This window comes from Frigoribacterium sp. MCBA15_019 (assembly GCF_001864945.1).
In the GTDB taxonomy this organism is placed as follows: Bacteria; Actinomycetota; Actinomycetes; order Actinomycetales; family Microbacteriaceae; genus Frigoribacterium.
Map to the genome: position 1 here is coordinate 43,210 of NZ_MJGS01000005.1, position 19,955 is coordinate 63,164.

Annotated in this window: 17 protein-coding genes; 11 read left to right on the plus strand and 6 right to left on the minus strand. The window is 72.8% G+C overall.

The window, feature by feature from the left end:
* Positions 1 to 186 precede the first annotated feature (186 nt).
* From BIV04_RS07910 to BIV04_RS07920, 3 genes are all read right to left on the minus strand, one after another.
* Positions 187 to 585, minus strand: a complete 399-nt coding sequence (locus BIV04_RS07910) for a hypothetical protein (protein ID WP_071255662.1) — start codon at positions 583 to 585, stop codon at positions 187 to 189.
* 208 nt (positions 586 to 793) lie between these two features.
* Positions 794 to 1,633: a type I 3-dehydroquinate dehydratase gene (aroD, locus tag BIV04_RS07915; protein WP_177174791.1), complete on the minus strand. Its 840-nt coding sequence runs from the start codon at positions 1,631 to 1,633 to the stop codon at positions 794 to 796.
* A gap of 2 nt (positions 1,634 to 1,635) precedes the next feature.
* Positions 1,636 to 2,511 (minus strand): shikimate dehydrogenase, encoded by an 876-nt coding sequence (locus BIV04_RS07920; protein WP_071255663.1) that lies wholly within the window; start codon positions 2,509 to 2,511, stop codon positions 1,636 to 1,638.
* 129 nt (positions 2,512 to 2,640) lie between these two features.
* Here BIV04_RS07920 and BIV04_RS07925 point away from each other — a divergent pair, with 129 nt between their 5' ends.
* The 4 genes from BIV04_RS07925 (at position 2,641) to recQ (ending at position 8,840) form a co-directional block, all read left to right on the plus strand.
* Positions 2,641 to 3,060, plus strand: a complete 420-nt coding sequence (locus tag BIV04_RS07925; RefSeq protein WP_071255665.1) for a GNAT family acetyltransferase — start codon at positions 2,641 to 2,643, stop codon at positions 3,058 to 3,060.
* A gap of 198 nt (positions 3,061 to 3,258) precedes the next feature.
* A complete protein-coding gene (locus BIV04_RS07930) occupies positions 3,259 to 5,547 on the plus strand; it encodes a bifunctional UDP-sugar hydrolase/5'-nucleotidase (RefSeq protein ID WP_071255666.1) in 2,289 nt (762 codons plus the stop codon).
* A gap of 178 nt (positions 5,548 to 5,725) precedes the next feature.
* Complete coding sequence (locus BIV04_RS07935; RefSeq protein WP_071255667.1) at positions 5,726 to 6,688, plus strand: CPBP family intramembrane glutamic endopeptidase; 963 nt, start codon at positions 5,726 to 5,728, stop codon at positions 6,686 to 6,688.
* Positions 6,689 to 6,719: 31 nt separating this feature from the next.
* The gene (recQ, locus tag BIV04_RS07940; protein ID WP_083396278.1) at positions 6,720 to 8,840 is read left to right on the plus strand and encodes a DNA helicase RecQ; all 2,121 of its coding nucleotides are present in this window, start codon (positions 6,720 to 6,722) and stop codon (positions 8,838 to 8,840) included.
* Here the strand turns inward: recQ and BIV04_RS07945 are convergent.
* Positions 8,801 to 9,274 carry a hypothetical protein gene (locus tag BIV04_RS07945; protein ID WP_071255668.1) on the minus strand — a complete coding sequence of 158 codons (474 nt, stop codon included), beginning with the start codon at positions 9,272 to 9,274 and terminating at the stop codon, positions 8,801 to 8,803. The genes recQ and BIV04_RS07945 overlap by 40 nt on opposite strands.
* A 383-nt stretch (positions 9,275 to 9,657) precedes the next feature.
* On the opposite strand from BIV04_RS07945, the gene BIV04_RS07950 reads away from it, so the two are divergent.
* Positions 9,658 to 10,407, plus strand: a complete 750-nt coding sequence (locus BIV04_RS07950; RefSeq protein ID WP_071255670.1) for a 1-acyl-sn-glycerol-3-phosphate acyltransferase — start codon at positions 9,658 to 9,660, stop codon at positions 10,405 to 10,407.
* 39 nt (positions 10,408 to 10,446) lie between these two features.
* Positions 10,447 to 11,322 carry an NAD(P)-dependent oxidoreductase gene (locus tag BIV04_RS07955; protein WP_071255672.1) on the plus strand — a complete coding sequence of 292 codons (876 nt, stop codon included), beginning with the start codon at positions 10,447 to 10,449 and terminating at the stop codon, positions 11,320 to 11,322.
* Positions 11,323 to 11,374: 52 nt separating this feature from the next.
* Here the strand turns inward: BIV04_RS07955 and BIV04_RS07960 are convergent, their stop codons facing one another.
* A complete protein-coding gene (locus tag BIV04_RS07960; RefSeq protein ID WP_071255674.1) occupies positions 11,375 to 11,950 on the minus strand; it encodes a TetR/AcrR family transcriptional regulator in 576 nt (191 codons plus the stop codon).
* A 22-nt stretch (positions 11,951 to 11,972) separates the two neighbouring features.
* Here BIV04_RS07960 and BIV04_RS07965 point away from each other — a divergent pair, with 22 nt between their 5' ends.
* The 5 genes from BIV04_RS07965 (at position 11,973) to BIV04_RS07985 (ending at position 17,036) form a co-directional block, all read left to right on the plus strand.
* Positions 11,973 to 13,274 carry an MFS transporter gene (locus BIV04_RS07965; RefSeq protein WP_071255675.1) on the plus strand — a complete coding sequence of 434 codons (1,302 nt, stop codon included), beginning with the start codon at positions 11,973 to 11,975 and terminating at the stop codon, positions 13,272 to 13,274.
* A gap of 106 nt (positions 13,275 to 13,380) precedes the next feature.
* The gene (locus BIV04_RS07970; RefSeq protein ID WP_071255677.1) at positions 13,381 to 14,466 is read left to right on the plus strand and encodes an alkene reductase; all 1,086 of its coding nucleotides are present in this window, start codon (positions 13,381 to 13,383) and stop codon (positions 14,464 to 14,466) included.
* Positions 14,467 to 14,653: 187 nt separating this feature from the next.
* Positions 14,654 to 15,088: a hypothetical protein gene (locus tag BIV04_RS07975; RefSeq protein WP_071255679.1), complete on the plus strand. Its 435-nt coding sequence runs from the start codon at positions 14,654 to 14,656 to the stop codon at positions 15,086 to 15,088.
* 109 nt (positions 15,089 to 15,197) lie between these two features.
* Positions 15,198 to 15,824 carry a CDP-alcohol phosphatidyltransferase family protein gene (locus BIV04_RS07980; RefSeq protein WP_071255680.1) on the plus strand — a complete coding sequence of 209 codons (627 nt, stop codon included), beginning with the start codon at positions 15,198 to 15,200 and terminating at the stop codon, positions 15,822 to 15,824.
* A 249-nt stretch (positions 15,825 to 16,073) separates the two neighbouring features.
* Positions 16,074 to 17,036, plus strand: a complete 963-nt coding sequence (locus tag BIV04_RS07985; RefSeq protein WP_071255681.1) for an SDR family NAD(P)-dependent oxidoreductase — start codon at positions 16,074 to 16,076, stop codon at positions 17,034 to 17,036.
* Between the two features lie 106 nt (positions 17,037 to 17,142).
* Here the strand turns inward: BIV04_RS07985 and BIV04_RS07990 are convergent, their stop codons facing one another.
* Complete coding sequence (locus tag BIV04_RS07990; protein WP_071255683.1) at positions 17,143 to 19,857, minus strand: phosphoenolpyruvate carboxylase; 2,715 nt, start codon at positions 19,855 to 19,857, stop codon at positions 17,143 to 17,145.
* Positions 19,858 to 19,955 lie beyond the last annotated feature (98 nt).

The following is a 19,955-nucleotide window of genomic DNA, read 5'->3' on the forward strand; positions in this document are numbered from 1 at the left end:
CTGCCCTGGGGACAAGGAGGCCCGCGATGGCAAGACACCGTCGTCGTGGCAGCCGGAGCGACGCGTACGAGTCGTGTGCCGGGGTGGTCGGTTTGCTGACCGCCTTGGTCGCGCTCGTGACCGCGACCGTCCGGTTGCTGTAGGTCACAGGAGGCGGTCCCGGTGTGAGCCGGGTCCGCCTCCGCATCACTCGTCGAGGGACAGGACGAGCCGCTCGCCCGACTCGGACTCGGCGTAGCCGAGGCGGCCGGGCAGGCACGAGATGACGGCGCCGTAGCCCTGCCCGACCACGGCCGCGACGGCGTCGTCGAGGGTGCCGGCCCACTCCCTGCTCTCTTCGAACACCACGCAGCGTTCGCCCGCGCCGAGGTCGCGCAACCGCGTCAGCACGGCGGCCGGTGACGAGTCCGCGTGGCTGAGCCGGGTGGTGCGGTCCGATCGGAACGGCATCAGGCCGAGACCCGCCCGGAACTTCGTCCGCTTCTCGTCGGTCGAGCGCAGGCTGTTCAGGCGTCCGACCTTGCTCGGCAGCGCGAAGGCCGTGACGAATCGGTGGGCGTGGTCGTCGATCTCTGCTTCGTCCATGCCTGAGGGTAAGGCCACCGACCGTTCGTCAGGGGGTTCCGGGGCCGCGTCACCGACCGCTAACCTGTTCGCACTCCGGTGGACCCGACCGCCGCGGTGGTCCTGTTGAGCGACGTCCGTCGCTCGTTTCCCGGTGGTGGACGCTGCGAGGGTCGGGTCGCCGGAGCCCTGACGCTCGAGGCCCCGTGCGAGGCCCCGTACGACGCCGTCAGCCCTGTTGTGCCGCGTGCACCAGCTCGAGCGCCGCCCGCAGCCCGACCGCCGGCACCTGGCCCGGTGCGCTGGACGCCCCCACCGACCCGAACGTGACGCACGAGCCGAACGTCTCGCCCGCGAGTCGGGACACGACGCCGAGCGGCCCCATCGACATGGTGATCGCGGGCACGATGCCGGCCCCCGCCCGGAACTCGGCCGTGGCCCGCATCAGCGTCAGGACGTCGTCCGTACCGGACGGCATGGCGGCGAACTTCGCCACGTCGGCGCCGTTCTCCTGTTGCTCGAGCAGTCGCGACACGATCTCGCCCTGCGTGGGCGTGCCGCTGAAGTCGTGCGACGACATCACGACGACCAGACCGGCGTCGTGCGCGGTGTCGACGAGTCCGCCGAGCAGGTCGGGGTCGGTGTACATCTCGACGTCGACGGCGTCCAGCAGTCCGGTGGCCATCGCCGAGCGCAGCACGGAGTCGTAGGTCGCCGGGGCGACGTCACGCTCGCCCCCCTCGGGTTCGGTGCGCAGGGTGAAGATCAGCGGCAGATCCGCGTCGAGCGCGCCGCGGACCCGTCGGACGACGTCGGCCACCAGGTCGAGGTCGGCCGGGCCCGTCGCCGGGGCACCGGCGCGCACGGGCCCGTCGGGGTCCGGTGCCGCGGCGAAGGCGGCGTCGACGAAGTCGATGCGCAGTTCGACCAGGTCGGCCGTCCGCGCGTCGAGCGCCGAGGCGGCGTCGACCAGTGCGTCGGCGGTGCGGGCCACGAGCGGGACGCAGACCGCGGGCCGCCCGGTCCCGAGCGCGACCCGGCCGATCGAGACCGGCAGAGGAGTAGCCACCGTCAGCCCGCCACGCTGTCGGTCGTCGACCGGCCGCGGATCGGCAAGCCCACGGAGGCGCGCATCGCGTCTCGCAGGACGCTCTCGTCGGCCACCGGCTCGTCCTGTGCCCGCCCGGAGAAGAGCCGCACCTGGCCGAGCGCCTGCTCGACGAGCATGTCGAGACCGTTGAAGACGATGCCGCCGTCGGCCGACCAGCGAGACGCGAGGCGGGTCGGCCAGGGCTCGTACGCGACGTCGAAGAGGACCGACGAGCTGCTGGTCGGACGCAGGTGGAGGTCGTCCGCGGCCCCGCCGGGCAGCGTGCTGATGACGAAGTCCAGCGGGCCGAGCGAGGGCAGTTCGGTGAGCGGGGCGACCATCACGTCGGCACCCAGCTCGGCGGCCAGCGACGTCAGCTCGCCGGCCCGCATCGGGTTGCGCAGGTGGATCGAGAACGACCGGGCGCCGAGGTCCCAGGCGGCGGCCATGGCGGACAGGGCGGTCGCGCCCCCGCCGAGGATGGTGGCCGCGGCGGGCCGTGCGTCGTGGAACCCCTCGACGCTGCGGACGATGCCGTCGACGTCGGTGTTGTGCCCGTGGCGTCGGCCGTCGTCGTCGAGGACCACGGTGTTCGCGACGCCGAGGCGCCGGGCGAGGGGCGAGACCGTGTCGAGCAGGGGCAGCACCTCGCGCTTGAGTGGCATCGTCAGGCTCAGCCCGCGCCAGCTCGCGTCGAGGCCCCCGACGAAGTCGGCGAGACCGCCCGAAGCCACCTCGACGCGGTCGTAGTCGAAGGGCAACCCGAGGTGCGCGTACGCCGTGCGGTGCAGCACCGGCGACAGCGAATGCTCGATCGGCGACCCCAGGACGGCGAGACGTCGGCGAGCATCGGTCACGGGTGGGCCCCTCCCTGCGCCCGCGGCTCGGACGACGACCCACCCTAACGCGAGGGCCCTGAGGGGGTGCGGGGCGGTGGTGACCGGCACCGCGCCTCCTCGGCTCGTCGGGTCTGGCAGGGTCGGTGCATGCAGATCCGACCCTTCGACGAGGCCGACACCGAGACCGTCGTGGCGCTCTGGGAGCGCTGCGGGCTGACCCGCCCGTGGAACGACCCGCGACGCGACATCGAACGCAAGCTGACGATGCAGCGCGAGCTGTTCCTGGTCGGCGTCGACCACGAGGAGGCGCTGGTCGCGACCGCCATGGCCGGTTACGACGGCCATCGTGGCTGGGTCTACTACGTCGCGGTCGAGCCCGATCGCCAGGGGGAGGGCTTCGGCCGACGACTCATGGCCGAGGTGGAGCGGTTGCTCGAGGCGATGGGGTGCCCGAAGGCGAACTTCCAGGTGCGCACCGGCAACGAGCGGGTGCGGGCGTTCTACGAGCACCTGGGGTACTCGGTCGACGACGCGTTCGGCATGGGGAAGCGGCTGATCGCCGACTGAGGCGCTGCGGTCGTGCCCACGCGGCGGGCGACCGGCGGCCTGCTCGTCGGTCGATCGTCGCGCGTCGGATGAACAACATGTGACGATCTTCGGCGGACTCTTGTCGAGTCCCCAGCGAGAACTTATGGTCGTGTGCTGTGCCCCCTGTCGGGGGGTGCCGTCCCACCCGAACCGTCTTCTCCAGGAGCACCGACGCCCATGCGCATCAGCCCCCCGTCATCCGAGTCCACCCCGACGGGAGGCCGGCGGCGCGTCCGCGGTGCCGCCCTCGCGTCCGTCGCCGCCGGAACCCTGCTGCTCGGCCTCGTCGCCGCGGCACCCGCCCAGGCCGTGCCGGTCACGATCGACCTCGTCGGCATCAACGACTTCCACGGCCGGCTCGAGGCCGACGCCCCGGGTGCTCGCGCGTCCATCGCCGGCGCGGCGGTCCTCGCGGGTGCGGTCAAGTCGGTCGAGCAGCAGAACCCGAACACGCTCTTCGTCTCGGCGGGTGACAACATCGGCGCCTCGACGTTCACCTCGTTCATCCAGGACGACGAGCCGACCCTCGACGCCCTGAACGCCATGGGCCTCGACGTCAGCACGCCGGGCAACCACGAGTTCGACAAGGGCCAGGCAGACTTCAACGGTCGCGTCCAGACGAACAGCGACTTCCCCTACGTCAATGCGAACATCCTGAAGAGCGACGGGACGCCCGCCTACACCCCCTACGTGGTCGAGGAGATCGGGGGCGTCCGCGTCGCCTTCATCGGCGCCCTGACCGAGACCATGCCGACGCTCGTCAGCCCGGCCGGCATCGAGGGGCTCACCTTCGCGCCCGTCGTCGACTCGGTCAACGCGGTCGCGGACGACATCGTCGAGACCGACGCCGCCGACGCGATCGTCCTGCTGCTGCACGAAGGCGCCGAGACCGGCAGCCTGGACTCCGTCACCGGTGACAACGCGTTCGGCGAGATCGCCCGCGGCGTCTCGGGCGACGTGTCCGCGATCTTCTCCGGGCACACGCACCAGGGGTACGACTACCTCGTGTCGCCCTCCGACGGCGGCCCGCAGCGCGCCGTCGTGCAGACGGGCAGCTACGGGACGAACCTGGCCCGGGTGACCATGACGGTCGACCCCGCTGCCACCGCCTTCCGCGACCGGGTGACGATCGCCTCGCACCGCCTGGTGCCGCTCTACGGCGCCTTCACGCCCGACCGCACCGTCGCCGACATCGTCGCGGCTGCCGTCGCGGTGGCCGCCGACCGGGGTGCCGAAGTGATCGGCTCGATCAGCGACTCCTTCAACCGGGCCTACAACGCCAACCCCGACGCCAACGGGCTGCCTGTGTCGAACCGCGCGGGTGAGTCGACCCTCGGCAACTTCGTCGCCGACATCCAGCTGTCGTCGACCACCGCGAGCGGTGCCCAGCTCGCCTTCATGAACCCCGGCGGCCTGCGGGACGACCTGCCCTTCGTGGCGCCGAACGGTGACGTGACCTACAAGGCCGCCGCGGCCGTGCAGCCCTTCGCCAACACGCTGGTCGTGGTCGACATGACCGGTGCCGAGATCCGCCAGGTGCTCGAGCAGCAGTGGCCGACCGCCGCACGCAACAGCACCTTGAAGCTCGGCACGTCCGAGGGTCTGACCTACACCTACGACCCCGCGGCGGTGGCGGGCTCGCGCATCGCCGCCGTCTCGCTCGACGGCGTTCCGATGGACGACGCGACGATCTACAAGGTGACCGTCAACTCCTTCCTCGCCTCGGGCGGCGACGGCTTCGCCGCGTTCGCGAACGGTCGCGCCCACGCCGACAGCGGCAAGGTCGACCTGCAGAGCCAGCTCGAGTACTTCGACGCCCAGGCCGGCGACCCCTCCGACCCCGACTTCGCGTCGCGTTCGGTCGGTGTCTCGGGGCTGACCGCCGCGCCCGTCGGCGGGTTCGTCGCCGGTGACACGGTGTCGATGACCCTGTCGTCGCTCGTCCTGCAGCAGGCTGCCACGGACGCGTCGGGCACCGTGACCGCGACCCTCGACGGTGTCGAGCTCGCCTCGGCGCCGATCGACGAGACGATCCTCGACAACTCGGACGAACAGGGTCGCGCCACGCTGAGCTTCGTGGTCCCCGAGGGCATCACCGCTCCCGCGGCCGGGCCCGTGACCCGATCGGTCGTGCTCACGGTCGACGGGACCGGCACGACGGCATCCGTCCCGCTCGTCTTCGCCGCAGCGGCCGCTCCCGTGGTCGTCCCGCCGACCGACCCGGGCACCACGCCCCCGGTCACGACCCCCGGTGGCACGGTGCCCGGCACCACCCCCGGCTCGGGCTCGGGCACCACGCCCGCCGGCACGGTCCGCAACGCCGACGGCTCGCTGGCCTTCACCGGCCAGGACGGCCTGGGGCTCGCGGCCCTCGCCGCGCTCGCCCTGATGCTGGCCGGTGGCTCGGCTCTGGTCGTCGCCCGCCGACGCCGCACCCACGCGACGGTGACGCCCACCGAGGGCTGACGCCACCCGGCATCGCACCACCGACCGAACGTCGCACCGCCGAAACCGGCGGTGCGACGTTCAGTTCGTGGTGCGACCCTCGCGCGGTGGTGATGGTGGCGGCGGCGCGACCGGCCGGCACCGCGCCTCCTCGTGGTGTTCCCGGGGGCCGGGACCGCGCCTCCCGTACGCTCGTCGCGTGACGACGTTCGCCTACCACCGCCTGTTCCGGTCGCTGCCCTCGTACCGGTGGTGGAAACCGCTGCTCGCGGCCGTCGTGGCGGTCGTCACCTATCTGCTCGCCTCGGTCCTGGTCTACGTGGGCGTCCTCGGGGTGACCACGGCCGTCGGTGGGACCGCCGCCGCCGAACGACTGCAGCGCGGCATCGAGGGTGACGCCCTGGCCGCGGCCGACCCGCTCGTGCTCTTCACGACGCTCGCCTCGATCGCGGTCATGCTGCCGGCGATCATGTTGGGCGCCCTGATCGTCGGGCCGGGGGCGGTCGGCGGGCTCTGGAGCGTCGCCGGGCGGCTGCGGTGGCGGTGGCTCGTGCGGTGCGTCGTGCCCGGGCTCGCCTTCATGGCGGTCACCGTCGGGCTGAGCTACGTCGTGGCACCGCTCGTCGTCGGCGAGTCGCTCGGGACGGGGCCGGTCACGACGCCGGGCGAGACGCTCGTCTGGGCCGTCGTGGTGATCCTCGTCGTGACGCCGTTCCAGGCGACCGCCGAGGAGTACGCCTTCCGCGGCCTGGCCATGCAGACCCTGGGATCGTGGGTGGCGTTCCCGGTCGTGGCCGTCGTGCTGCCGACGGTCGCCTTCGCGTTCGCGCACGACTACAACCCCTGGGGCATGCTCGACGTCGCCGTGTTCGGGGTGGCCGCGGCCTACCTGACCTGGCGCACCGGCGGACTCGAGGCGGCGATCGTCGCGCACGTGCTCAACAACACCGTGCTGTTCCTGCTGTCGGCACCGTTCGCGGGCGTCGAGTCGAGCGACGGCAGCCCCCTCGCCCTCGCCGTGACGGTGGTCTCGACGCCGCTCTACGTGTGGCTCGTGCTCAGGGCCGCTCGACGAACCGGTCTCGTGACGGTCCGCAGCACTCCTCTCGTCCCCAGCGCGCCTCCCGCCGACGACCGTCCCCAGGAGGCGCGGGTCGGCTGACCGCGTCGGTGGCCGCTCGTAGACTCGTCGCGTGACCACCACCGCCTCGCCCGCCCTGGCCCCCGACGCCCCCACCGCAGCCCTCGACGTGCTGCACCGGGTGTTCGGTTACGACGAGTTCCGTGGCCAGCAGGCGCAGATCATCGACCAGGTGGTCCAGGGTGGCGACGCCCTCGTGCTCATGCCCACGGGTGGCGGCAAGTCGCTCTGCTACCAGGTGCCCGCCCTCGTCCGCGAGGGCACGGGCATCGTCGTCTCGCCGCTCATCGCCCTGATGCAAGACCAGGTCGACGCCCTCGAGGCCGTCGGCGTCCGCGCGGCGTTCCTCAACTCGACGCAAGACCCCGACCGTCGTCGCGCGGTCGAGCAGGCGTTCGTCGAGGGCGAGCTCGACATGCTCTACCTCGCGCCCGAGCGGCTCAAGCTCGAGTCCACCAAGTCGTTGCTCGACCGGGGCCACGTCTCGCTCTTCGCCATCGACGAGGCTCACTGCGTGGCGCAGTGGGGCCACGACTTCCGCCCCGACTACCTCGAACTGTCCGTGTTGCACGAGCGCTGGCCCGACGTGCCGCGCATCGCCCTGACGGCGACGGCCACCGAGACCACCCACCGCGAGATCTCGCGGCGCCTCGAGCTCGACGACGCGAAGCACTTCGTCGCCGACTTCGACCGGCCCAACATCCAGTACCGCATCGAGGCGAAAGACGGCCCGCAGCAGCAGCTGCTGCGGTTCATCCGCACCGAGCACGACGGCGACGCCGGCATCGTGTACTGCCTGTCCCGCAAGTCGGTCGAGAGCACGGCCGAGTTCCTCGTGAAGCAGGGCATCCCGGCGCTGCCGTACCACGCGGGCCTCGAGGCGCAGACCCGGGCACGCAACCAGGCGCGGTTCCTGCGCGACGAGGGCATCGTGATGGTCGCCACCATCGCCTTCGGCATGGGCATCGACAAGCCCGACGTGCGCTTCGTCGCGCACCTCGACCTGCCCAAGTCGGTCGAGGGCTACTACCAAGAGACCGGCCGTGCCGGTCGCGACGGCCTGCCCTCGACGGCGTGGCTGGCCTACGGCCTGCAAGACGTCGTGCAGCAGCGACGCATGATCGACCAGTCCGAGGGCGACGCCGAGCACCGCCGCAAGCTCGGCGCCCACCTCGACGCCATGCTCGCCTTGTGCGAGACGGTCGAGTGTCGACGCGTGCAGCTGCTCGGCTACTTCGGCCAGGCGAGTACGGCCTGTGGCAACTGCGACACCTGCCTCTCGCCGCCCGAGTCGCTCGACGGCACGGTGCCCGCCCAGAAGCTGCTCTCGACGGTCGTCCGGCTGAAGCGAGAGCGCAACCAGCAGTTCGGCGCGGGCCAGATCGTCGACATCCTCGTCGGCAAGTCGACCCCCAAGGTCCTCCAGAACCGCCACGAGCAGTTGTCCACCTTCGGCATCGGCACCGAGCTGAGCGACGTCGAGTGGCGGGGCGTCGTCCGACAGCTGCTCGCCCAGGGGTTGTTGGCGGTCTCGCCCGACGGGTACGGCACGCTGCTGCTCACCGACGCCGCGGGCGAGGTGCTCTCGGGCAGCCGCACCGTCCGGCTGCGACGCGAGCCCGAGCGCCCGGTGCGTTCGGCCCGCGCGCGGGGTGGCTCGGGTTCGTCGAGCCGCGGCTCGTCACGGGGTGCCGCCGAGTTGACCGGAGACGACGCCGCCCTGTTCGAGACCCTGCGCGAGTGGCGCGCCGGGGTCGCCCGGGCGCAGGGCGTCCCGGCCTACGTCGTGTTCGGCGACGTCACCCTGCGGGGCATCGTGTCCGAACGGCCCACCTCGCTCGACCAGCTCGCGGGCATCAGCGGCGTCGGTCAGAAGAAGCTCGACACCTACGGTCAGCAGGTCCTCGCGGTCGTGGGCGGCACCGCCCCGGCCGAGGCGGCAGCCGCCGGGTCCACTGCGACGGCGTCCGTGTCCGCGGCGGGCAGCGCCACGGCCCGCTCGCCCCGCTCGACCTCGACGGCCCCGGCCTTCGGTCGTGGTGCCCGTCGTGCCGCACCGCCCGCGGTCGACGAGGTGCCCGAGGTGCCCGCCGACGATCTCTACGACCTGCCGCCCGACGCTCCGTTCGACCCCTACGACGACGCGCCGCCGCCGCCCGACGACTGGCGGTGACCCGGGGCCGACGGGCCGAAGCCGAGCAGCGGGAACGCCTGCGACAGGACGACCAGCGCGACCGTCGTGATCACCATGGCCTCGAACCCGCCGAGGAAGGGCTGTCCGTTCATGCGGGCGACGTAGGCCGCGGCGAGCAGCAGGGCCCCGCCCGCCGGGGGTGCCAGTCCGACGAAGCGCATGCTCGTCCGGTCGAGGTCAGCGCCTCGTCGCGTCCGGCGGACCGACGAGACGGCCACGACGACGAGTGCGAGCCAGACGATCGTCGACAGCACGTAGAGGCCGGTCGCCACGACCGTCGCGGTGAGACCGACGCCGACCGAGGTGCCGGCACCGACGATGCTGGTGACGGCGAAGTAGGTGGAGATCAGCGCGGTGGCACCGAAGACGAACGGCAGGCGCGAGGGGCGGGTGGTCACGGTCTCGTCGTCCATGGCGGTCCTCTCGGGTCGTCGGGTCGTCGTGGCTGTCGTCGGGGATGGTGCCGGGCGCCCCGGGTCGTTCCGGGTCGTCCCCGGCTGTCGGAGTCGGAGACCCTCAGGACCGTCCGCTCGCACGGCCGGACCACCGCCCACGGGTTCGGCGGTGCGTGGCGGCGCTCGTTCCGGGTCTCGGGTCGATCCCCCGACGAGGACTCGCTCGAGGGGTCGTGAACCGGACGAGCGTCCTGTTTCGATCGACCTCCGACGATAGGCCGCGGGTCCGTCTGCGGCAATCCTCCCTGAGGGGGACACCCGTTGTTCCCCGAATCGGGTGGTGCGGGTGGGTGCCGACGGGCCCCGGGTGAGGCGCGGGGGCGAGCCATGCCCCTCGGGGAATGTGGCGTCGGGCACAGTGGAGCGTGCTCACAACCCTCAGCCGTTCGGCCCTGTCACCCCTCGTGCGCGTGGTCTGGCGTCCCCGGGTGATCGGGCGCCGCAACGTCCCGCGGCGTGGTGCCGTCATCCTCGCCAGCAACCATCTCTCGTTCATGGACAGCGTCGTGATCACCCTCATGGCACCCCGTCAGGTCTCGTTCCTCGCGAAGAACGCCTACTTCACCGGCCCTGGTCTCAAAGGTCGTGCATCGCGCGCCTTCTTCACGGGCATCGGCGCGATCGGTGTCGAGCGAGGGGCCGGGTCCGCCGCGCAGCACGCCCTCGACCTGGGCCTCGGCAAGCTGACGGACGGCGACGCGTTCGCGATCTACCCCGAGGGGACGCGCTCCCTCGACGGGCGGCTGTACCGCGGCCGGACGGGCGTCGCCTGGCTCGCTCTGACGAGCGGGGCGCCGGTCGTGCCGGTCGCCCTGACGGGGACCCAGGAACTGCAACCGGCGGGCGCGCGCCTCCCGCGCCTCCGGAAGGTCACCGTCGAGTTCGGCGAGCCCATCGACCTCTCGCGCCACGGCGAGGCGAAGTCGGGTCGGGCTCGTCGGCACGCGACCGACGAGGTGATGGCGGCGATCCAGCGGCTCAGCGGACAGGTCGAGGCGGGTTCGTACAACGATCCGCCCGCCCCGTCGGTCGTCGCGCGGGTGCGCCGCGCGATGCGGCCCGACCCCGTGGGGCCCGATCCGCTCGACTGAGCCGCGCTGCTCGCCCGCGCCGGGCGTAGCGTCGGAGCCATGAAGGTCGCAGTGCTCGGGACGGGCATCATGGGTCAGGGCGTGGCGGGAACACTGCTGCGCGAGGGGTTCGACGTCACGGTCTGGAACCGCACGAGGTCGAAGGCCGAGCCGCTGGCCGCCGACGGCGCCGTGGTCGCCGACACGGCGCGTCAGGCGGTCGAGGGCGTCGACGTGATCGTCACCGTGCTGTTCGACGGCGACGCCGTGCTCGAGGTCCTCGACGAGGCGGCCGACGCGAGCCGTCCCGACGCCGTCTGGGTGCAGGCCAGCACCATCGGCGAGGCCGACACGGCCCGCGTCGTCCGGACGGCCGACGGGCACGGGCTCCGGCTCGTCGAGGCGATGATGCTCGGCACGAAGAAGCCGGCCGCGACGGGGAAGCTCGTCATGCTGGCCGCCGGCGACGGCGCCCTGCTCGAGGCCGTGCGTCCGGTGCTCGACGCCATGGGCTCGAAGACGATCGTCGCGGGCGACACGGTCGGGCAGGGGACGGCGTTGAAGCTCGCCGCCAACGCCTGGATCGCCACGATCACCGCCGCCACGGCCCAGTCGCTCGCGCTGACGGAGGCTCTCGGCCTCGACCCGCAGCTCTTCCTCGACGCGATCGACGGCGGCCAGTCCGACACCCCGTACGCGCACCTCAAGGGCGCGACGATGATCGCTGGCGAGTACCCGGCCCAGTTCGCCCTCGACGGCATCCGCAAGGACCTCGGTCTGATGCGCGAGGCCGCCCAGGGCACGCGCTTCGACACCGGCCTGCTCGAGGCGCTGTCCGGTGTGTACGCCTCGGCTGCCGAGCAGGGCCACGGCGACGACGACATCGCCGCCGTCCGCACCGGCTTCGACCGGAACGGTTCGCCCGAGACCCCGTGAAACCGCCGAGACCCTCCGATGCGCGGAAGGGTCTCGGCGTGTTCCTGGGGTGTCAGCGTCCCTGACGGCCCGCGGCGGCCAGCAGGGCGGTGGCGACGGCACGGGCGGTCGTGGTGTCACGCGCGGGCTCGCGCAGACGCATGGCGAGGTCGCCCGTCACGACCAGCAACAGGTGTTCGGCCAGCGCCTCGGCCTGCCCCCCGACGAGCGGGCGGGCGAGGTCGGTGAGTCGGGTGCGCAGCGTCTCGGTGTCGAGCCGCACGGCCTCGGCGACGTCGGCGGGCGGATCGACGTACTCCGCCGCCGAGGCGAGGAAGGCGCACCAGCGGGCCCCCGTCGGGCGTGACCGGAACTCGTCCAGCGCGTCGAAGACCGCGAGGAGGCGCGGGCCGGCCTCGTCGTGCCGGGCGACGGCGGCGTCCCAGGTGGCGAGCCAGTCGTGGTGGCGACGGGTCAGCGCTGCGGCGACCAGCGCCTCCTTGCTGCGATAGCCGCGGTACATCGTCGCCGCCGAGACGCCCGCGCGGGCGAGGACGGCGTCGACGGGCGTGGCCGCGATGCCGTTCGTGAAGAACAGCTCGTCGGCGGCGTCGAGGATCTTCTTCTCGCTGGCCGGGCGCAGGGGCATGCGGACAGCTTAGGCTGTCGAAATGAAACGTACGTTTTCGATTGCACCCGCGACGTCACGAACGACGGGGACCACGTCGGGGTCGACGGGCGTCGGGCTCGTCGCCGCCGGCACGGCCCTGATCGCGGTGACCTACGGCTTGGTCCGCCTCGCCTACGGGTTGTACCTGCCCGAGATGCAGGCGGACCTCGAGTTCGACGCGGGCGTCGCGGGGACGATCTCCTCGGGCGGGTCGCTGGCCTACGTCGCCGGCGCGGTGGCGGGGTTCGCCGCGGCCGGTCGCCACTCGCGGGCCCTCGTCGTCGCGGCGGGTGCCACGGCCGGGGTCGGGGCCGCGGGCATGGCCCTCGCCCCCGACGTGGTCCCGTTCGCGCTCGCGGCCGTGCTGGGCTCGGCGGGCGCCGGGCTCGCCTCGCCCGCGTTGGTGCGCGTCCTGCAGCGCGGTCTCGACGACGGGCGGCAGGCGGGCGCCCAGACGGTCGTCAACGCAGGCACCGGACCGGGGCTGGTGGCGGCGGGGCTCCTGGCGTTCGTGCTGCTGCCCGACTGGCGGCTCGCCTGGCTGGTGGCCGCCGGGGGAGCCGTCGTGGCGGCGGGGGCCGTCCTCGTGCTCGACCGCCGCGCCTCCTCCGCTCGATCCCTCGTCGCGGACGGCGCCACCGCTCACGCACGCGCCGACGCCGCCCGCCCGAGCGGCGCGACGGGCCTCGGCCCGACCGGTCCCCGCGGCCTCCTGCCGCCGCGGTCGTGGTTCGTCGCCCACCGGTGGGTGCTGCTCGCGGCGCTGCTCGCCGGTACCGCCTCGGCCGCGGTCTGGAACTACGGACGCACCCTGCTGGTCGACGCCGGGGTGGCGGCCGAGCTGTCGGTCGGGGCCTGGGTCTGCCTCGGCGCCGGAGGCACGGCCGTCATCGTCACCGCCCGACCGCTGGCGCGCCTGGCCCCCGGGACGGTCTGGACTCTCACGCTGGCCGTGCTGGCGGCGGGCACGGCCGGGGCGGCAGCCCTCCCCGGAGTCGTGCCGGTGGCGTTCGCGGCCTGCGCGGCGTTCGGCTGGGCCTACACGGCGGCGACGGGTGCGCTGATCGCCTGGACCGCCGAGATCGACGCCGAGCGGGCCGCGAGCGGGACGGCACTGCTCTTCGTGCTGCTGGTGCTGGGCCAGGCCGTGGGGGCCGTCGTCCTGGGTGCGCTCGTCGGAACCGCCGGCTACGGCACGGCGTTCGTCCTGGCCGCGCTCGCGGCCCTCGTCGCGGCGGGCCTCGGCCGCCTCAGCCCCCAGGACGTGGTCGACACCCCGGTCCGCGCACAGGGGTCTCGGTGACTTCCCGGGGTGTCGATGCACCCGGCGGGGAATGCAGGGTGCAACCGTCGGGTTGCCTCACGAGCGCCCCCGCCCGAGGGCGACCCATCGTTCGGAAGGACCACCCTTGGACCTCTTCTCTCCCGCCACCTTCGGCCAGCTCGAGCTGCGCAACCGCGTCGTCATGGCGCCCCTCACCCGTCTTCGCTCCGGCGACGCCGGCGTTCCCGGCGACGTCGTGGTGGAGCACTACCGTCAGCGCGCCTCCTTCGGTCTGATCACGACGGAGGGCACCTACCCCTCGCAGGAGTCGAAGGCCTACGACGGCCAGCCCGGCATCGTCACCGACGAGCAGGTCGCCGGCTGGAAGCGCGTCGCCGACGCCGTCCACGCCGAGGGTGGCCAGATCGTCATGCAGGTCATGCACGGCGGCCGCGTCTCGCACACCGACATCACCCGCACCGACCGCATCGTCGGCCCCAGCGCGATCGCCATCGACGGCCAGGTGCACACCTCGGCCGGCAAGGTCGACTTCCCCGTGCCGCACGCCCTCACCACCGACGAGGTGCACCAGGTCACGGCCGACATCGTCGCCGCGTCGAAGCGCGCCGTGCTCGAGGCCGGGCTCGACGGCGTCGAGATCCACAGCGCCAACGGCTACCTGCTGCACGAGTTCCTCTCGCCCGTCTCGAACGTCCGCACCGACGAGTACGGCGGAACCCCCGAGAACCGTGCCCGCCTCGCGATCGAGACCGCGACGGCCGTGGCCGAGGCGATCGGTGCCGGCCGCGTCGGCATCCGCCTGTCGCCCATGCACAACATCCAGGACGTCGTCGAGACCGACGTCGCCGACGTGACCGCCGTCTACCGCGCGCTCGTCGAAGGCCTCGCCCCGCTCGGCCTCGCCTACCTCAGCGTGCTGCAGGCCGACCTGCGCGGCGAGCTCGTGCAGGACCTCCGCACGCGCTTCGGCGGCGCCTTCATCGCCAACAGCGGCTTCGGCCAGATCACCACGCGCGAAGAGGCCATCGCCGAGGTCGCGGACGGCCAGGCCGACGCCGTCGCCGTGGGCCGCTTCGCCATCGCCAACCCCGACCTGGTCGAGCGTTGGCAGGGCGACCACGAGGTCAACGAGCCGAACCCCGCCACGTTCTACGCCGAGGGTGCCGAGGGCTACACCGACTACCCGACGCTGCAGCACGCCGACCGCTAGTCGGTCGCCTGCACCGTGAACCCCGTTCCGTGCGATGAACCACGTTCCTTCGTGGTTCATCGCACGGAACGGGGTTCGTCGTCGTGAGGCCCGTCCGCGCAGTCCGCGCGCCGTCCGGCGCCCGCGGCGAGCCGAGGAGGCGCGGGGCGCGTCACCCGCGCCGCGCACTGGGCGTAGACAGGACGGCATGAGCGACGTGAAGCACCCGTCCGACCTCGGGATCGACGTGAGCGAGGGCTCGCCGCAGCAGCTGTACCGCTGGCTGCTCGCGAGCGTGCTGTTCGGCCGGCCCGTGCAGCAGGGCGTCGCCGCCGACACCTACCAGGTGCTGATCGACCACGGGCTGACCAGCCCCGCCCGCTTCGCCGAGCACGACCACGAGGGGTTGCGCCGGTTGCTCGACGAGGCCGGCTACGCCCGCATCGACCACGTGATGAGCGACGAGCTGCACGAGGTCATGGGACGCGTCGACTCCGACTGGGGCTCGGTGAGCCACCTCGTGCGGTCGTCGGCGGACCGGGCCGAACTGACCCGTCGTCTCACCGACCTCAAGGGTGTCGGGCCGAAGACCGCCGAGATCTTCATGCGCGAGCTGCCCGACGCGCTCTACGGCACCGCCTGACCGGGGCACCCGTAGACTCGGAGCGATCTCGGGGGCGCGACCCGCGCCTCCTCGGGTGTGATCGGTGCGACCGCACCGACAGTCCGCGCGATCGCGCAGAGGGGGCCTCGTGACGCTCGTCGACAAGCTGTTCCGTCAGGACGAGTGGCGCACCGTGCCCAACGCCATCTCGGCGGCCCGGCTGCTGCTGCTGCCGGTGTTCCTCGTGTTGATCGTGGGGCAGCACTACTGGTCGGCGATGGTCGTCATCGCGGTCGTCTTCGTGACGGACTTCCTCGACGGGTTCATCGCCCGTCGCACGAACACGACGTCCGAGCTCGGCAAGTGGCTCGACCCGGTGGCCGACCGCATCACGGTGATCGTCGTCGTCATCGCGTTCGTCGCCGGAGGGCTCGTGCCCTGGCCCGTGCTGCCGCTGCTGCTGGTGCCGGACCTGCTGCTGAGCGCCTACGCGCTGTTCGTGCTGGCCGGGGCGTCGTTCCCGGTGACCTGGGTCGGCAAGATCCGCACGGCCCTGATCTTCGTCGGACTGTTGCTCGTGCTGGTCGCGGCGGCGTTCGTGGACCAGTTCGGCGGGTCCGGAGGCACGGCGTCGGCCCCGCTCGCCGACGCCGGAGCCGCAGGCCGGACGATCGGCCTCGTGGTGCTCTGGGTCGGCCTCGTCGGTCACTGGGTCGCGGCGGCCCTCTACGCCGCCGCGCTCGTCCGGATGCGCCGAGCGCGCCGCACCGCCTGACCCGCGCCCCCGACGGCTCTGTCGCCGATGTCCTGCCCGGGTGTGCAATTCGCGACAGCTGCGCCCGTCGAACCCGGTCGAGTGGCAACCTGAGCGGCATGTCGGACGGCGCGTGTCGGGTTCGGTACGCGCGGGAGGCGCGGTGCCGGTCGGGAATTGCACACCCGGGAGGCGCGGTGCCGGTCGTGTCGGGCAAGCGCGTCCCGTCCGCCGAGAGGGGCGCGTCGAAGCGGGCGTAGCGTCGACCCCATGACTCGCATCACCACCCCCTTCAGTGCCGCCACCACCGCGAACGAGGTCGTCGACGGCCTCGACCTGACCGGCCGACGCATCGTCGTGACCGGCGCCGCGTCCGGCATCGGCATCGAGACCGCCCGCTCCCTCGTCGCCGCCGGGGCCGACGTGACCCTCGCCGTCCGCCGTCCCGAGCAGGGCGAGCAGGCCGTCGCCGACATCCGCGAGAGCACCCGCGACGGCAGCGGCACCGTCCGTGCCGCGATCCTCGACCTCGAGAAGCGCGACACCCTGCAGGCCTTCGCCGACGCGTGGCAGGGCCCGCTCGACGTGCTGATCGACAACGCCGGCATCATGGCCACGCCCGAGACCCGCACCCCCGAGGGCTGGGAGCTGCAGTTCAGCAACAACCACCTCGGCCACTTCGCCCTGGCGAACGCGCTCCGCGGCGCCCTCGTCGAGGGAGCACAGGCGTCGGGCACCCCGTCGCGCCTCGTGTCGCTCAGCTCGACCGGCCACCACTTCTCGCCCATCGTGTTCGACGACGTGATGTTCGAGCGGCGCGAGTACGACCCGTGGTCGGCCTACGGCCAGTCCAAGACGGCGAACTCCCTCTTCGCGGTGGGCGTCACGCAGCGCTGGGCCGACGACGGCGTGCTGGCGAACGCCGTGCACCCGGGTGGCATCCTGACGCCGCTGCAGCGCCACCTGCCCAAGCAGGAGATGCTCGACCGCGGCTGGATCGACGAGGACGGCACCCCCAACCCGGCCTTCAAGTCGACCCAGCAGGGCGCCGCGACGTCGGTCTTCGTGGCCGTCCACCCGCTCGTCGAGGGCGTCGGCGCCCGCTACTTCGAGGACGTCGCCGAGGCCGAGCCGTTCCGCGAGGACGCCCGCGGTCGCGGCGTCAAGGACTACGCCCTCGACCCCGAGCAGTCGGACCGACTCTGGGCGCTCAGCGAGCAGCTGGTCGGCTGACGCGCTGACGAGCTGACGCGCTCGCCCGGCTGACGGGCAGAGGACGCAGGAGGCGCGGGCCGGGTCGACGACCCGGCCCGCGCCTCCTGCGTCCTGCGTCGGCGGCTCAGCCGGTGTTCTGCAACCCGGCGGCGATGCCGTTGACGCTGAGCAGCAGGAGGCGGTGGTCGGCGTCCGCCGGGTCACCACCGCCCGCGACGCGGATCGCCCGCAGGGCGCGCAGCTGCAGCAGCGAGAGCGCGTCGACGTAGGGCGAGCGCAGCCGCACGGCGCGGCTCAGCACCGGACGACCGTCGAGGACCTCGCCGTGGCCGCTGACCGCGAGCACCCACGTGCGCGTGCGGGCCATCTCGTCGAGCACGCGTCCGGCGAGGTCGTCGCGGTCGGCCAGCGCCAGGTACTCGCGGGCGATGTGCTCGTCGGTCTTGGCGAGCGACATCTCGACGTTCTTGATCATCGCCGAGAAGAGCGGCCAGGTCGCGTAGGCCTCACGCAGCAGGTCGAGGTCGCCCACGGCCTCGAGGGCCGAGCCGAGGCCGTACCAGCCGGCGAGGTTGATGCGGGCCTGGGTCCAGGCGAAGACCCACGGGATCGCCCGGAGGTCTTCGAGGGACTCGACCGAGAGCCCCCGACGGGCGGGACGTGAGCCGAGCGCGAGCAGGCCCACCTCTTCCATCGGGGTGACGGCGGCGAACCACGAGGCGAAGCCGTCGGCCTTGACCAGGCCGAAGAACGCCTCACGCGAGGCGACGTCCATCGTCGAGGCGACCTCGGCGAACCGGGTGGCGGCGGTCGCGTTGGCCTGCTCGTTCGACGGGCTCGACGCCAGCAGCGTGGCCGCAGCCATCTGCTCGACGTGTCGGGCGGCGATCGTCTTGTTGCCGTACTGGGCGAAGATGACCTCGCCCTGCTCGGTGATCTTGAAGCGGCCGTCGACCGAGGCCGGAGGCTGTGCCAGCACGGCTTCGTTCGCCGGTCCGCCACCACGGCCGAGGGCGCCGCCGCGACCGTGGAACAGCGTCAGCTCGATGTCGTTCTCGGCGGCCCAGTCGGCGATGCGGGCCTGGGCGGCGTAGAGGGCGAAGGTGGCCGAGACGGGCCCGACGTCCTTCGACGAGTCCGAGTAGCCCAACATGACCTCGAGGCGGCGGCCGGTCGCCGCGAGGCGCTTCTGCACCGCCTCGGTCTGCAGGGCCTCGTCGAGGATGCGCGTGCTGGCCTCGAGGTCGGCGAACGTCTCGAACAGCGGGATAACGTCGAGCACGGGCGCGGGTTCGTCGCCCATCGCGCGCTCGGCGAGCTCGTAGACGTTGGCCAGGTCGGCCGACGACTGCGTGAACGACACGATGTAGCGCGACGCGGCCCGCACGCCGTAGCGCTTCTGCAGGTCGGCGATCGTGCGGAACACCGCGAGGACCTCGTCGGTCATCTCGCTCCGAGCAGGAGGCGCGGTGTCGGTCCCGGCGTCGCCGCCGGTCGACTGCTCGCCGCCCGCCACCGGGTCGGCCGCGCGGAGCTCGGCGAGGGCCGTGCGGTGCACCTGCGAGTGCTGGCGCACCTCGAGCTCGGCGAGGTGGAAGCCGAACGTCTCGACCTGCCAGACGAGTCCCTGCAGGTCGCCGTTGGCGCTGCGGTGCGCGCCGGCCGCGCGCAGCGACTGCTGCACGACCCGCAGGTCGGCGAGCAGCTCGTCGGGGTGGCCGTAGGCGAGCGGTGCTCCCTCGCGACGGGTGGCGTCGATGCGGGCCGCGACGAACATCAGCACGCGGCGGTGGAGCTCGTGGGGTGAGCGCACGCCGATGCGGGACGCGACGTCCGCGTCCATCGCGCGCTGCGCCTCCGCGAGGGCCACCAGTTCGGCGGAGGCCGGGGTCTCGGCCTCGTCGAGCGTCAAGGTGCCGCCGATGCGGGTGGTCGCGCGGTGCAGGCCGAGCAGGACGTGTTCGGCGGCGATGTCGGCGGCGGCCCGGGTGACCTCGGCCGTGACGTGCGGGTTGCCGTCGCGGTCGCCGCCGATCCAGGTGCCGAGGCGCATGAAGGCGGGGGCGACGGCGGGCTCGCGGCCGGCGGCGTCGCCGAGCAGCCGGTCGTCGAGCAGACGGTAGACCTGCGGCACGATCTCGAAGAGCGTCTGGTCGAAGATGCTCATGGCCGTGCGGACCTCGTCGAGCGGGGTCGGGCGCGTGGTGCGGATCGGCGAGGTGCGCCAGAGCGTGTCGACCTCTTCGAGCAGGCGGCGTTCGGCCTCGGCCACGGCGACGTCGTTCTCGAGTCGGTCGCGGTCGATCATCAGGTCGCTGATGCGACGGATGCTCGACGCGACCGCACGGCGGCGGGCCTCGGTCGGGTGCGCGGTGAGCACGGGGTGGAAGCGCAGGGCGTCGAGCCGCTTCGAGGCCTCGTCGGCGCCGACCTCGTCGGTCAGCTGACGCAGCGTGGCCGAGACCGAGTCGCCCGCGGCGCTCGCCTCGCTGCCGCGGCGCCGCAGCACCCGGACGCGGTGGTGCTCCTCCGCGAGGTTGCTGAGGTGGAAGTAGCAGGTGAAGGCGCGGGCGACCTGCTCGGCGAGCCCCTGGTCGAGGGCGTCGACGAGGCGTTGGGCGTCGTCGAGGCTCGCACCGTCGGCTCCCTCGTAGGCGGCGATGACGGCCGCCCGGACGTCCTCGACGGCCTGGAAGAGTTCGTCGCCGCCGGATTCGCGCAGCACCCGGCCGAGCAGGCTGCCGAGGTAGCTGACGTCCTGACGCAGGCTGCCGTCGACGGCGCCGCTGATGTCGTCACGGCTGCCGTCGTGTCGTCGTGTGGTCTCGATGTCGGTCACCGCACCATCTTGGACGACCCGGACGATGTATGACGCCACGTTCTGGTCACACCGCCAGGTTTTCTCGTGGCGCGGTGCCCACATCGTGGCGTCGTGGC

Coding starts and splice junctions, on each gene's coding strand:
- BIV04_RS07910 (WP_071255662.1), bottom strand. CDS start 585: ATGGACGAAGCAGAGATCGACGACCACGCCCACCGATTCGTCACGGCC.
- BIV04_RS07925 (WP_071255665.1), top strand. CDS start 2,641: ATGCAGATCCGACCCTTCGACGAGGCCGACACCGAGACCGTCGTGGCG.
- BIV04_RS07930 (WP_071255666.1), top strand. CDS start 3,259: ATGCGCATCAGCCCCCCGTCATCCGAGTCCACCCCGACGGGAGGCCGG.
- BIV04_RS07945 (WP_071255668.1), bottom strand. CDS start 9,274: ATGGACGACGAGACCGTGACCACCCGCCCCTCGCGCCTGCCGTTCGTC.
- BIV04_RS07950 (WP_071255670.1), top strand. CDS start 9,658: ATGTGGCGTCGGGCACAGTGGAGCGTGCTCACAACCCTCAGCCGTTCG.
- BIV04_RS07955 (WP_071255672.1), top strand. CDS start 10,447: ATGAAGGTCGCAGTGCTCGGGACGGGCATCATGGGTCAGGGCGTGGCG.
- BIV04_RS07960 (WP_071255674.1), bottom strand. CDS start 11,950: ATGCCCCTGCGCCCGGCCAGCGAGAAGAAGATCCTCGACGCCGCCGAC.
- BIV04_RS07965 (WP_071255675.1), top strand. CDS start 11,973: ATGAAACGTACGTTTTCGATTGCACCCGCGACGTCACGAACGACGGGG.
- BIV04_RS07975 (WP_071255679.1), top strand. CDS start 14,654: ATGAGCGACGTGAAGCACCCGTCCGACCTCGGGATCGACGTGAGCGAG.
- BIV04_RS07985 (WP_071255681.1), top strand. CDS start 16,074: ATGACTCGCATCACCACCCCCTTCAGTGCCGCCACCACCGCGAACGAG.